The 13607-nt window shown below is 22.5% G+C and carries 12 protein-coding genes and 1 tRNA gene; 10 read left to right on the forward strand and 3 right to left on the reverse strand.

Annotated elements, in window-relative coordinates; genetic code table 11:
• Window positions 1-111 precede the first annotated feature (111 nt).
• Window positions 112-1722, forward strand: a complete 1611-nt coding sequence (gene metG, locus AB4W50_RS00430) for a methionine--tRNA ligase (protein ID WP_367677304.1) — start codon at window positions 112-114, stop codon at window positions 1720-1722.
• Here metG and tilS read toward each other — a convergent pair.
• Both tilS and AB4W50_RS00440 read right to left on the reverse strand, forming a co-directional pair.
• Window positions 1715-3010 carry a tRNA lysidine(34) synthetase TilS gene (tilS, locus tag AB4W50_RS00435; RefSeq protein ID WP_367677204.1) on the reverse strand — a complete coding sequence of 432 codons (1296 nt, stop codon included), beginning with the start codon at window positions 3008-3010 and terminating at the stop codon, window positions 1715-1717. The two genes, metG and tilS, sit on opposite strands and share 8 nt — an antisense overlap.
• Window positions 3011-3058: 48 nt before the next feature.
• A tRNA-Val gene (locus AB4W50_RS00440) sits at window positions 3059-3132 on the reverse strand.
• Window positions 3133-3262: 130 nt separating this feature from the next.
• Here AB4W50_RS00440 and AB4W50_RS00445 point away from each other — a divergent pair.
• Both AB4W50_RS00445 and tyrS read left to right on the forward strand, forming a co-directional pair.
• Window positions 3263-3892 carry a riboflavin synthase subunit alpha gene (locus tag AB4W50_RS00445; protein ID WP_367677205.1) on the forward strand — a complete coding sequence of 210 codons (630 nt, stop codon included), beginning with the start codon at window positions 3263-3265 and terminating at the stop codon, window positions 3890-3892.
• Between the two features lie 84 nt (window positions 3893-3976).
• Window positions 3977-5239: a tyrosine--tRNA ligase gene (gene tyrS, locus AB4W50_RS00450; RefSeq protein WP_367677206.1), complete on the forward strand. Its 1263-nt coding sequence runs from the start codon at window positions 3977-3979 to the stop codon at window positions 5237-5239.
• A gap of 17 nt (window positions 5240-5256) precedes the next feature.
• On the opposite strand, the gene AB4W50_RS00455 is transcribed toward tyrS, so the two are convergent.
• Window positions 5257-5625, reverse strand: coding sequence for an iron-sulfur cluster assembly accessory protein (locus tag AB4W50_RS00455; protein ID WP_367677207.1), 369 nt, complete (start codon window positions 5623-5625; stop codon window positions 5257-5259).
• 257 nt (window positions 5626-5882) lie between these two features.
• On the opposite strand from AB4W50_RS00455, the gene AB4W50_RS00460 reads away from it, so the two are divergent.
• From AB4W50_RS00460 to pheT, 7 genes are all read left to right on the forward strand, one after another.
• The gene (locus AB4W50_RS00460; protein WP_367677208.1) at window positions 5883-6929 is read left to right on the forward strand and encodes a 3-deoxy-7-phosphoheptulonate synthase; all 1047 of its coding nucleotides are present in this window, start codon (window positions 5883-5885) and stop codon (window positions 6927-6929) included.
• Window positions 6930-7689: 760 nt separating this feature from the next.
• Window positions 7690-8892 (forward strand): threonine--tRNA ligase, encoded by a 1203-nt coding sequence (gene thrS, locus AB4W50_RS00465; RefSeq protein ID WP_367677209.1) that lies wholly within the window; start codon window positions 7690-7692, stop codon window positions 8890-8892.
• A gap of 17 nt (window positions 8893-8909) precedes the next feature.
• Complete coding sequence (gene infC, locus AB4W50_RS00470) at window positions 8910-9449, forward strand: translation initiation factor IF-3 (protein ID WP_367677305.1); 540 nt, start codon at window positions 8910-8912, stop codon at window positions 9447-9449.
• A gap of 37 nt (window positions 9450-9486) precedes the next feature.
• Complete coding sequence (gene rpmI / locus AB4W50_RS00475; RefSeq protein WP_367677306.1) at window positions 9487-9684, forward strand: 50S ribosomal protein L35; 198 nt, start codon at window positions 9487-9489, stop codon at window positions 9682-9684.
• Window positions 9685-9738: 54 nt separating this feature from the next.
• A complete protein-coding gene (gene rplT, locus AB4W50_RS00480; protein WP_367677210.1) occupies window positions 9739-10095 on the forward strand; it encodes a 50S ribosomal protein L20 in 357 nt (118 codons plus the stop codon).
• A gap of 82 nt (window positions 10096-10177) precedes the next feature.
• A complete protein-coding gene (gene pheS, locus AB4W50_RS00485; RefSeq protein ID WP_367677211.1) occupies window positions 10178-11197 on the forward strand; it encodes a phenylalanine--tRNA ligase subunit alpha in 1020 nt (339 codons plus the stop codon).
• Window positions 11197-13575 carry a phenylalanine--tRNA ligase subunit beta gene (gene pheT / locus AB4W50_RS00490; RefSeq protein WP_367677212.1) on the forward strand — a complete coding sequence of 793 codons (2379 nt, stop codon included), beginning with the start codon at window positions 11197-11199 and terminating at the stop codon, window positions 13573-13575. Before pheS ends, pheT begins: the two co-directional genes overlap by 1 nt.
• Window positions 13576-13607 lie beyond the last annotated feature (32 nt).

A 13607-nucleotide genomic window follows, 5' to 3' on the forward strand; every position in this document is an offset into this window, starting at 1 on the left:
AATAATTTTTTATCACATATATTAATCTATTTAAAAAAATATTTTTTTATATACTTTATGTAATAACAATTATTATAATGATTTTAATAAAATTATGATTTTAAAAAAAAAATTTTAGTTACTTGTGCATTACCGTATGCAAATGGTCCTATACATATTGGACATTTATTAGAACATATTCAAGCTGATATATTGGTTCGTTATCAACGTATGCTTGGTCATGAAGTTTGGTTTATTTGTGCAGATGATTCACATGGTACTCCAATTATACTAAAATCTCGTGAATTATATATTCATCCTAAGAAATTAATATCTAAAATGTTTCAAAATCATATATGTGATTTAAAATGTTTTAATATTTCTTATGATAATTATTCTTCTACACATCATAGTATAAATTTATATTTTTTAAAAAAATTATATTATACGTTAAAATTAAATAATTTAATTACATTAAAGAAAGTGATTCAATTGTATGATGTAAAAGAAAATATTTTTTTACCAGATCGTTTTGTTCAAGGTATTTGTCCAAATTGTTATGCTAAAGATCAATATGGTGATCATTGCGAATTATGTAATTCAGTATATAAAACTATTGAATTGATTAATCCAGTATCAAAGATTTCTAATACTGAACCAGTTTTACGTAATTCTATGCATATATTTTTTGATATAGCTGTTTTACAAAATACATTATATGAATGGATGCAAACTGGTGTATTACATAAGCATATTGTAAATAAAATGAAAGAATGGTTTTATAAAAGTTTAAAATCATGGAATATATCTAGAGATAAACCCTATTTCGGTTTTAGAATACCTGATTTTAAAAATAAATATTTTTATGTTTGGATGGATGCTCCTATTGCTTATATTAGTACATTTAAAAATTTATGTTATAATAATCCATTAATTAATTTTCATGAATTTTGGAATATTAATTCTAGTACAGAATTATATCACTTTATTGGGAAAGATATTGTATATTTTCATATCTTATTTTGGCCTGCAATGTTAGAAAGTATGAAATTTAGAAAACCAACGAAAATTTTTGTACATGGACATGTAAAAATTAAGGGTATGAAGATTTCTAAATCAAAAGGTTATGTAATTACTGTAAAAAAATGGTTAAAATATTTTGATTCTGATAGTTTAAGATATTATTATGCTTCAAAATTATCTTCTAAAATAGAAGATATTGATTTTAATGTACAGGATTTTATATATAAAATTAATAGTGATCTTGTAAATAAAATTGTTAATTTAGCATCTCGTAGTTCAAGTTTTTTAAATAAATACTTTGATAATATGTTATCAAAAAAATTAGATAATATAAAATTATATACACAATTTGTTTCTGTATCACATAAAATAAAATATTTTTTTCAAGATTTAGATTTTAATTTGGTTATTAAAGAAGTTATAAAATTATCTGAAATAGCAAATCAATATTTTAATCATAACAAACCATGGAAAATTTTAGATCCAAAAAATAGTATAAAATTACAAGAAATTTGTTCTACAGCAATTAATTTATTTCGTATTATAATGATTTATCTTAAACCAATTGTACCAAATTTAGTGAATAAATCTGAAAAATTTTTGCTAACTATTTTAGATTGGAATAATATACATATTCCATTATTAAATCATCGTATTTCTATTTTTAAAACTTTATATGCAAGAATTGATACAACTAATATAGATGATTTATTTAAATAATAAAATCTATCCAAGATAATCGCCATGTATTATTATATTTTTTTGGATGATCAGTTACTAAAAAACCCATAATAGAAATTAATGTTGTATTATAAAATATAATTGGTATACGATTTCGATTCCAAGGTATAATATTATTTTTTTGCCAGATATTTTTTGTTCTTGTTTTTCCTATATTCATATGAATATTTTTATATAATTGGAATCGTATATTAATTAAATCGTTTTTATTTGGTTTAGGTAATAATATTCCGTATGTATTTTTTACAATATATCCCATATTATTTGGTAGTTGTAATGGTTTAGTATAATCAAACCAAAATAGAATTGTATTCTTAATACTTTGATATTTAGGAATATAAAATATGGAATTACGATATTTTTTAATTACGATATTTTTTATTTCGATTTTTTGTATAATTTTTTTATTATTGTTTTTCATTACGGCATTGTAAATAATTTTTGTTGCTCTATATGAAATATTATTATTTTGATTAAAAAAAATCCATCTTCTGAGTATTAATATCTGTATTTCCTTAGGATAAATATGTAATGTAGTTATTTTTAGGGTATCTGTAAATAATGAAATATTATGAATAATTTGATCTAAAAAATAATTTATAGCTATATTGTTTTGATAACATAATTTCATACTACGAATACAATTATTTATGAAATACGGCCATCTTTTTTTAATTGGTACAATTACTTTATTTCTAATAAAATTTCGGTCATATTTGTTATTAGTATTACTATCGTCTTCAATCCAATTAATATTTTTTGCTATAGCCCATATTTTTAATTGTTTTTTTTGTATTTTTAATAAGGGTCGGATAATATTTTTATTTTTTTCAAAAATATTTTTTTTTAATATTCCAGATAGTCCAGAAATACCACTTCCTCTTTTTAATGATAAAAATAATGTTTCACATTGATCGTTACTATGATGTCCTGTTACTAATATTTCATCTGGAAACATATTTTTTGAAATAATTTTGTAACGTAATTTTCTTGCATGTTCTTGTATATTATTTTTACATTTAATATTTAAATTTTTAATTATTAATGGAATAGAATGTTCTTGACATATTTTTTTGCAATGTTTACTCCATAAAAATGATTTTGGATTTATTTGATGATTAATATGTATTGCACGTAACTTTAAAAATGGATTTTTTTTTGTAAATGGTAACAGTTGGTATAATAAAACTGTTGAATCTAATCCCCCACTGTAGGAAATTAAAATTTTTTGTTTTTCTGAAATATGTTTGATAAAATCTTTAATCAAATTTTATGACCTAAATATGTAGTACTTTTTAAAAATATTTTTTTATTTTGCGTTCGAGTGGATTCGAACCACTGACTTTCACCATGTCATGATGACACTCTAACCAACTGAGTTACGAACGCTAATTTTGTAAAAATATTATATTTCCATATATAAAAAAATATTAAAGAAAAGTTTTTTATTATTTTATAATTTATAATATATATATTATTATACTATAATTATTTTTTATTTTAATTGTATAAGGTTAATATGTTTACTGGTATAGTCCAAGGGGTTGCTACAGTATTATCTATAAAAAAAAAAACTGATTTTCAAACTTTAAAAATACAATTTCCATTACATTTAGTATCTTTTTTAAAGATTGGAGCATCAATTTCAAATAATGGTTGTTGTTTAACAATAGTAAAAATTCAAAATAATGATGTTTCTTTTAATGTGATTTATGAAACATTACGAATAACAAACATTGGATTATTACAAGTTGGATCTGTAGTAAATATTGAACGATCTTTAAAATTTGGTGATGAAGTTGGTGGACACTTGGTTTCAGGACATATTATAGGTACAGCAAAAATATTAAATATTATTAATAATAATAATAATAAAAAAATTTTTTTTCAGATAAAAAATCATCATATTATGAAATATATTTTTTTAAAAGGTTTTATTGGAATTGATGGTATTAGTTTAACTGTTAGTGATATATGTAAAAATGTATTTTGTGTATATTTTATTCCGGAAACTATTTATTCTACAAATATTAAAAATAAAAAAATTGGTGATATAGTGAACATTGAAGTAGATTATTATACACAAATTGTTGTAGATAAATTAGAATATTATATGTTTAATGTTTTTAAAAATACATTTAATAAATAATATTCTTGATTTATGTAGTAGATTTTATATATGTTTTTATTATTTATTCTGATCTTTGTATAGACATTAGGTTACTTAATATTTATGAGTAAAAAAAATTTGTTTTATGAATTACAATCTAGAGGATTTATTAATAATATTAGTAATACATCAGATTTAATATCAAGTCTTTCTAGTACTTATATTAATATTTATTGTGGATTTGATCCTACAGCTAATAGTTTACATGTTGGTCATTTATTACCGCTATTTTGTTTAAAATGGTTTCAAAAGTATGGACATAAAATAATTATTTTATTAGGGTATGCTACTAGTTTAATTGGTGATCCTAGTTTTAAAGAAAAAGAACGTATATTAGAAATACCAGATCAATTATTGCAGTGGACTCAAAGTATTATAAATCAAATAAAAAAATTTTTTAATGAACAAAATTTAAAAAAACCAATTATTTTAAATAATCATGATTGGTTTAAAAGTATTAATATCATTTCTTTTTTGAGAGATATTGGTAAACTATTTTCAGTAAATAATATGATTAACAAAAAATCAGTACAAAATCGTATTCATAGAGTTGATCAAGGGATATCATTTACAGAATTTTCTTATAGTTTACTTCAAGCTTATGATTTTTTACATTTATATAAAACACATAATGTGATTTTACAAGTTGGTGGTTCTGATCAGTGGGGTAATATTGTTTCTGGTATTGATATAATACGTAAAATGTATCATAAACAAGTTTTTGGATTAACTATTCCTTTATTAATTTCCGAAAGTGGTATAAAATTTGGTAAAACAGAGAATAATAAAATAATTTGGTTAAGTAGTAAACGTACTAGTCCATATACTTTTTATCAATTTTGGTTAAATATTGATGATAAACAAGTATATCCTTTTTTAAAGTTATTTACTTTTATACAATTACAAGAAATTGAGGAAATATATCATTCCAATTGTAAAATTCAAGATGTTAAATTAATGCTTGCAGATTTTGTAACGAAATTTGTACATGGTGCAAATAAATTATGTGCAGTAAAAAGGATTACTAACAATTTATTCAATGGAAATTTTTTGGATTTAAAAAAATCTGATTTTTATCAGTTACAGCAAGATGGTATGGATTCGATTAAATTATCTGGATCAGAAGATCTAAAACAAATTTTAGTAGATTCTAAATTTTCTGCATCACGTAGTGATGCATACCGTCTTATTATTGGAAATGCAATTAAAATTAATAATAGAAAAGAAAATAATCCAAATTATAAATTTGAAAATTCTGATAAATTATTTAATAAGTTTACAATATTAACAAAAGGTAAAAAAAAACATATTTTGTTATCATGGTAATTGACGGTTTTTTTGTATTAAGAAATAATATGAAAACTATCGCCACATCCACAGTATTCATTAATTTTTGGGTTAATAAATTTAATACACATATTAATTCCGTCTGCTGTTACATAATCTATTTTTGTTTTGTCTAACCAGAACATGTATTTAACTGGAATGTATATTTTAATATATTTATTTTGATAAATGTAAAAATTGTTTTCATTGTTTTTATTTTCATTATTTATAAATGAAAGATCATATCTAAATCCAGCACATCCAGATTTTTTGATTTCAATTTTTATACCGATAATATTCTTTTTATTTTTTATTAAACTATAAAAATATTGTTGTGCTGTTTGTGTGATTGTAATTCCTTTCCATGTATTTTTTGTAATATGCATATGTTTTTTGAAATATGTTTTTGAAATTATAATTGTTTATTTTAAATTGTATTTGATAATATTTTTAAATTTTATGTGTAATTTTTCATGGATATTTTTGTTTATTTAATTTGATATTTTATATACATTTAAATACAAAAACAAATGTTCATAGAAATATTATGACTATATAATATCCATTTTATTCAATTTCATTATATTTATTTAATTATATTATTATATTTGTAGTTTAAAAATCAATTATTATAGAGAATAATATGCGAAAAACAGATGAATTGCGTACGATACGAATTGATCCATTAATTACGCCTGTAGATTTAGCTAAGCGGTATTCATTGACGTCAGATATTGTTGATAATGTTATTTTAACAAGATCAAATATTGCAAATATTATTACAGGAAAGGATAAACGTTTATTAGTGATTATTGGTCCTTGTTCATTACATGATCCTATTGCTGCTGTAGAATATGCTAATAAATTATTTATATTACGTAAAAAATATTCTAATCAACTTGAAATTGTGATGCGTACATATTTTGAGAAACCTAGAACTGTAGTTGGTTGGAAAGGATTAATTTCAGATCCTGATCTTGATAACAGTTTTAAAGTTAATCATGGATTATCAGTGGCAAGAAAATTATTATTAGATATTAATGCAATAGGTATGCCAGCTGCAACAGAATTTTTAGATATGGTTATTGGGCAGTTTATTGCAGATTTAATTAGTTGGGGAGCAATTGGTGCTAGGACAACTGAAAGTCAAATTCATAGGGAAATGGCATCATCTTTATCTTGTCCGGTTGGTTTCAAAAATGGTACAGATGGTAACATTAATATTGCTATTGATGCAATTCGTGCAGCTCAAGTACGGCATGTATTTTTTGCACCAAATAAAAGTGGTCAAATGACCATTAACCATACTAGTGGTAATCCTTGTTCTCATATTATTATGCGGGGTGGGAAGCATCCAAATTATCACTCTGATGATATTAAATATGCAGTAAAAAAATTAAGAAAATTTCAGTTACCAGAATATGTTATGATTGACTGTAGTCATGGAAACTGTTTAAAACAACATCGTGTGCAATGTGATGTAGCAGATTCAATTTGTAAACAAATTTGTGACGGTACAACTAATATTGCTGGTGTAATGATTGAAAGTTTTTTACGAGAAGGTACTCAAAATGCTTTTCCTAAGCGGAATTTGATGTATGGAAAATCGATAACTGATCCGTGTTTGGGATGGGATGATAGTATTAAAATTATTTCTCAGTTAGCAAAAGCTATTGATTGTCGTCTGTAAATAATGGTGCCAGTCAAAAATGACTGGTGTCTTTTATTATATATGCATTTAATTATATTTATTGCATGAATCTGTTTTTACTATTATATTTAATTATAAAATAAATTATAATGTTATTGTATAATGGATTATGTAAATCAATATTTATTTTAAAAATTTTTTATTTTTTATTATGCAATGTATTTATAATAAAAATATTATTTTATTGGTGCATACGTAGTATTTAGATCTTAATATGTAATATTATTTTTAATATAAAAATAAATTCTAAATTACTAAGTAATAGATTTAATAATAGAGTTTTTATATTTTTGATTTTAATTTTGTTATAATATATATATCTTATATTGTATAGTATTTATATTATTAAACTATTTGATATATATGGTAAATAATGTAATATTCTTATCATGAAGTATAAATGATACTATGTAAGGTAAATTTTATTATGGTAATATTCTTAATACAATAATAATAATATTATTCTACAAAATGAAAATATATAAGTGTTATTTTAAATAGTACATTATTTTTACTACATAATTTTTAAAATTATAATCTATATTTTTAAAATTATTTTTAGAATAAACAATGTATATGTTTTATAAAAGTCATTTTCAATTTTTTTCTATGTTTTTTATTTAAATAATATAAACATTTTAATATTTTATTAATAAAAAATATTATATTAGGAACGTTAGCAGCTATAATAAATTTGTACAACATGTGTATAGGTATGATTTAGTTGGATAAATTAACAATGATAGATAAAAAAGATCATAGAAAAATTAATAAAATTATGCGTTTGTACCATAAACAAAAAGAAGCTCCAGGTATGATATTTTGGCATCATAACGGATGGGTTATTTTTAATCAACTTAAAACTTTTATTAGAGCGCAATTAAATAAATGGAAATATCAAGAAGTTAATACACCTATTATGTTAAGTGAATCTTTATGGAATGTTAGCGGTCATTTAGAAAATTTTTTTGATTCAATATTTTTTACAAATTCAGAAAATAAAAAATATTGTATTAAACCAATGAATTGTCCTGCACATATACAAATATTTAATAAGCATCTAAAATCATATCGTGATCTTCCAGTAAGAATGGCAGAATTTGGTATTTGCCATCGTAACGAATCATCCGGTTCATTATACGGTTTACTACGCTTAAAAAGCTTTACACAAGATGATGCTCATATCTTTTGTACTGAAAATCAAATACAACAAGAGATAAGTAACTGTATTACTATGATTATGGATGCTTATAAAATTTTCGGATTTAAAAAAATTCATATTAAGTTTTCTACTCGACCGGATCACAGAATTGGTACTGATCAAATTTGGGATGAAGCAGAATTAAGTTTAAAAAATGCATTATTTGATAGTAAGCTTGATTTTGAATATCAAAAAGGTGAAGGTGCATTTTATGGGCCTAAAATTGAGTTTATTTTAGAAGATTGTTTAAATAGATTATGGCAATGTGGTACAATACAACTTGATTTTTATTTACCAAGTCGTTTTGGATCATATTATATTGATGGTAATAATAATCATAAAATACCAATTATGATTCATCGTGCGATCTTGGGATCAATAGAAAGATTTATTGGTATTTTATTAGAACAGTATTCAGGATCATTACCAGTTTGGTTATCACCTATTCAAGTTATGATTATCAATATTAATGAGAATCATAGTCAATATGTTATTAATCTTGCTAAAAAATTATTAAAATTAAATATTAGAGTTCAATATAATATAAAAAATGAAAAAATTAATTTAAAAATACGAAATTATATTATTGAAAAAATTCCGTACATATTAATTTGTGGTGATAAAGAAATCAATAATAATAAGGTTAGTGTTCGTTATAGAAATAATAATGCAACTCATATTATGGATATAAATGATTTTATAAAAAAAATACAGTATGAAATTGAGTTTCGTGTTCTATGAACTTTGGAGGAATAAGTATTAAATCTAGTAAACGTATACAATTTATTAAAAATAATCGTATTAATGATGAAATTAAAGCAAATGAAATTAGATTAATTGGTGTAAATAATGAGTTACTTGGTATTGTAACTATTGAAGTAGGTTTACAATATGCTAAAAAACTAAAATTAGATTTGGTTGAAATTAGTGCTAATGCAAATCCAATTGTTTGTCGTATTATGGATTATGGTAAATTTTTGTATAAAAAAAGTAAAAATTTGAAAGAACAAAAAAAAAAACAAAAAACTGTACATATCAAAGAAGTCAAATTTCGGCCTAATACCGATATTGGTGATTATCAAGTTAAAGTAAATCATTTAATGAGATTTTTACAACAAGGACATAAAGTAAAAGTGACCTTACGATTTCGTGGTCGAGAAATGGCATATCAGTATATTGGAATTGCTATGTTGAATAGAATTAAAGATGATGTAAGTAAAATTGCAATTATAGAGTCATTTCCTAAAAAGATAGAAGGTCGTCAGATGTTAATGATTTTATCACCTAAGAAAAATTAATACTTTTTTTATTTTAACTTGAGTATAGGTCATGGTTATGCCTAAAATGAAAACACTTAAAAGTGCTGCAAAACGTTTTAAAAATATTAATGATGGAAAATTCAAAAGAAAGCAAGCAAATTTAAGACATATTTTAACAAAAAAAACATCTAATCGTAAAAGACACCTTCAATCGAAAATTTTAGTATCAAAAGCAGATAAGAATCATGTTCGATCATTTTTTCCATATATTTAATTTACTTTTTTATGATTTTAATATTTTTTTGATATTTTTTAGAAAGGGGTTTCAATGGCTCGTGTCAAACGGGGTGTAACTGCTCATGCAAAACATAAAAAACTTTTAAAACAAGCGAAAGGATATTATGGTGCTCGATCTCGTATTTATCGTGTTGCAAAACAAGCAGTAATTAAAGCTGGTCAATATGCATATCGTGATAGACGACAAAAAAAACGACAATTTCGAAAATTATGGATCATACGTATTAATGCAGCAGTACGTGTACATGATATTTCATACAGTAATTTTATTTATGGTTTAAAGAAAATGGATGTTCAAATTAATCGTAAAATATTATCACATCTTGCTATTTCTGATAATCATACTTTTGTTAATTTATTAGAAAATGTAAAAAATAATTTAAAATAATTACTATTTATTATTATACTAATCATTTTATATAAGCTTCCTATTTTGGAAGCTTTTATAAATAAAGACTGTAGGCAAAATTGTGAATAAAGAAAATATTATTTTTAATGATAAAAAATTTTTTAAAAATTTTACAATTGAATATAATAATATTACAACAAAAAAACAATTAGATAATTTACGAATTAAATATCTTGGAAAAAAAGGTTTAATTCCTTGTTATATTAAACAATTTCAGTTTTTAATATTAATAGAACGTAAATATTTTTGTAAAAAACTTAATGATATTAAAAAAAAAATTCAAAATCTTATAAAAAAAAAAGAAATATTTTTTAAAGACTTTGATATTAATCAAACATGTAATATCAAAAAAATAGATATCTCTTTACCTGGTAGAAAAAAATATATAGGTTGTATGCATCCAATTACTAGTATGATTTATTATATTGAATCTATTTTTTGTAAATTAGGTTTTCAAATTATCTATAATGGTTTAGAAATAGAAGATCAATATCATAATTTTGATGCTTTAAATATGCCAGTTACTCATCCTGCACGTAATACTCAAGATACATTTTGGTTTAATGCGAATTCTTTATTAAGAACTCAAACTTCAAATATGCAGATTCATGCCTTGGAGAAAAAAATATTACCAATTAAAATAATTGTTCCAGGTAAAGTTTATCGTAAAGATTACGATCAAACACATAGTCCAATGTTTCATCAGATTGAGGGTTTAATTATTGATAAAGGAATAAATTTTTCAAATTTAAAATGGATTATAAGTAATTTTTTAAGAATTTTTTTTGGGAAAGATATGAATGTTAGGTTTCGTGCTTCTTATTTTCCATTTACTGTATTATCTGCTGAAGTAGATATTATGAATTGTTGTAATACTTGGTTAGAAGTATTAGGATGTGGTATGGTACATCCAAATATTTTAAATCGGTTTAATATCAATCCTGATATATATTCAGGTCTTGCATTTGGTATGGGGATAGAACGGTTAATTATGTTATATTATGGAGTAAATGATTTACGTTTATTTTTAAAAAATGATTTAAAATTTTTACAACAATTTAAAATAGGTAGGTATTATTAATGAAATTAAGTGAGCAATCTTTACGAAATTGGATTGACACAAAATTAAATATTAAAGAAATTAGTGAACAATTAACGATGTCTGGATTGGAAGTTGAAGATATCCAATCTTATATGAAAAAATTTGAAAAAATTTTTGTTGGTGAAGTTATATCGGTAAAATCTCATTCTCATATTAATTCTTTTGTGATTACTCAGATTAATATTGGTAAAAAAATTGTTACTGTTATTTGTAACAGTCATACAATTAAAAAAAATATGAAAGTTTTTATTGCATGTATCGGTACAAAATTATTAAATAATCGTATTGTAGAAAATATAAATATTAATGGTATAATTTCTGAAGGTATAATTTGTACATTTTGTGATTTAGGTTTTATAAATAATGAAAATAAAATTATTATATTACCACCTTCTACTAAAATAGGGTTATGTATTGTAGATTATATTTTTTATAAAGATAAAATTATTAAAATTAATACTACCTTTAATAGGGTAGATGTATTAGGTTCTTTTGGTATTGCACGAGACCTTTCGATTTTAAATAATTTACCTAAACCGAAAATCATGCATATTAATACACCTATTACTCTTATGGAAGATTGTAAAATTTTTATTGAAAATGGTAATATGGTTTATAGTGTTTTTGGAAGGTTAATTAGAAATTTAAATTTAAAACGAAAAACACCAATTTGGATGCAGGAAAAATTACGCAAATATGAAATTAATTCTGTTAATGTTGTTGTAGATATCATAAATTATGTTTTTAAAGAATTAGGACAATCTTTATATGTTTTTGGTTTTTTAGGTAATAAATATGATATTACAATTAGTTGTAAAAATAATAATGCATGTTTTATAAATAATAAAAATATTATATTTAATAATAAAATTATAGTTATTAAACATAAAAATCAAGTTATATCATTTTTAGGAAATATTGATTTTAATTCATTTCCTATTGATTTAAATAATACAAATTTATTTATTGGATCATTTTTTATAGATCCTAGTTTTGTGAGTAATTCGATTTATTATACAAAATTGAAACATCATGTACCATTAAAAGAATATTGTGTTGATCCAATGTTACAACAACAGGTTATAGAATATACAACAAATTTACTTTTAAAAATTTGTGGAGGTAATGCTAGCAAAATTACACACATACAATCTGATAATTATTATGATTATTTATATAGAAAAATTAAATTATATTATAATCATGTAATTAAAATTGTTGGTTATAATATTACTTATAATATTATTGAAGAAATTTTAGTTCGATCAGGATACAAAATTATTTTAAGAGAAAATTTTTGGTATGTTATTCCTCCTTCTTGGCGTCCTGATATCTTAATTTCTGAAGACGTAGTATCAGATATAATCAGAATTTATCAGTATAATAAAATTTTATCTATTCCTTTAATTAGTAGTAACATATTTTTAAAACATAATAAATTAGAAAATCTTTTAAAAAGAGTAAAATATACATTAATAGATCGTGGTTATTATGAAGTTATTAATTATAGTTTTATTGACCCTAAAATACAAAGTTTTTTTGATATTAAAAAACAATGTTTATCTTTAATCAATCCTATATCAAAAGATATGTCATGTATGAGGCTTTCACTTTGGCCTGGTTTAATAAAAACGTTATTATATCATCAAAACCGTCAACATAATGAAGTACAATTTTTTGAAAGCGGGTTATGTTTTATACCGAATAAATCAAATAATTTAGGTGTTGATCAAAATTTATATTTTTCAGGGATTATTGGAAATATAAATTCTAATAAATATCATTGGGATATACCTGCTAAATGTTTTGATTTTTATGATTTAAAAGGTGATATTGAAGCTATTTTTGATTCTATAGGATATTCAGAGAATATTACATTTAAAAAAAAAACGATATCTGGTTTGAATGTTTTAAATAGTGTAGAAATTATTTTTGGAAATCAGACTATAGGTAGTATGGGTGAATTAGATCCGTTTTTAATGAAAGAATTCAATGTTAAATATTCCACTTTTTTATTTGAGTTATTTTGGTATAAATTAGATTTTAAAAATCGTTTTTTTATTCAAAAAATATCAGAATTTCCACATAGCGTTAGGGATATTTCTTTTGTTATTGATGAAGATCTGTTAGTAGGTGATATAGTTATATGTTGTCAAAAACAGATTGTAATTGATACCTGTAAAATATACATATCTGATATATACAACGGTAATACTATTATTTCTGGAAAAAAAAGTGTAACATTAACATTTGTATTTCAAAGTACACATATGACATTAACAGATAATTATATTAATTGTATTATGGATTGTTGTATACAATATTTACAAAATACGTTTAATGCAGTATTAAGGTAATATAGTGATATTATTAAAAATTATTAACAGTG

This window comes from Buchnera aphidicola (Takecallis arundicolens) (assembly GCF_964058945.1).
In the GTDB taxonomy this organism is placed as follows: Bacteria; Pseudomonadota; Gammaproteobacteria; order Enterobacterales; family Enterobacteriaceae; genus Buchnera_L; species Buchnera_L aphidicola_AH.

What these genes read in the sequence shown, in the direction of transcription:
- AB4W50_RS00445 (WP_367677205.1), top strand. Translation starts at nt 3,263, where the DNA reads ATGTTTACTGGTATAGTCCAAGGGGTTGCTACAGTATTATCTATAAAA.
- tyrS (WP_367677206.1), top strand. Translation starts at nt 3,977, where the DNA reads ATGAGTAAAAAAAATTTGTTTTATGAATTACAATCTAGAGGATTTATT.
- AB4W50_RS00455 (WP_367677207.1), bottom strand. Translation starts at nt 5,625, where the DNA reads ATGCATATTACAAAAAATACATGGAAAGGAATTACAATCACACAAACA.
- AB4W50_RS00460 (WP_367677208.1), top strand. Translation starts at nt 5,883, where the DNA reads ATGCGAAAAACAGATGAATTGCGTACGATACGAATTGATCCATTAATT.
- thrS (WP_367677209.1), top strand. Translation starts at nt 7,690, where the DNA reads ATGATAGATAAAAAAGATCATAGAAAAATTAATAAAATTATGCGTTTG.
- rpmI (WP_367677306.1), top strand. Translation starts at nt 9,487, where the DNA reads ATGCCTAAAATGAAAACACTTAAAAGTGCTGCAAAACGTTTTAAAAAT.
- rplT (WP_367677210.1), top strand. Translation starts at nt 9,739, where the DNA reads ATGGCTCGTGTCAAACGGGGTGTAACTGCTCATGCAAAACATAAAAAA.
- pheT (WP_367677212.1), top strand. Translation starts at nt 11,197, where the DNA reads ATGAAATTAAGTGAGCAATCTTTACGAAATTGGATTGACACAAAATTA.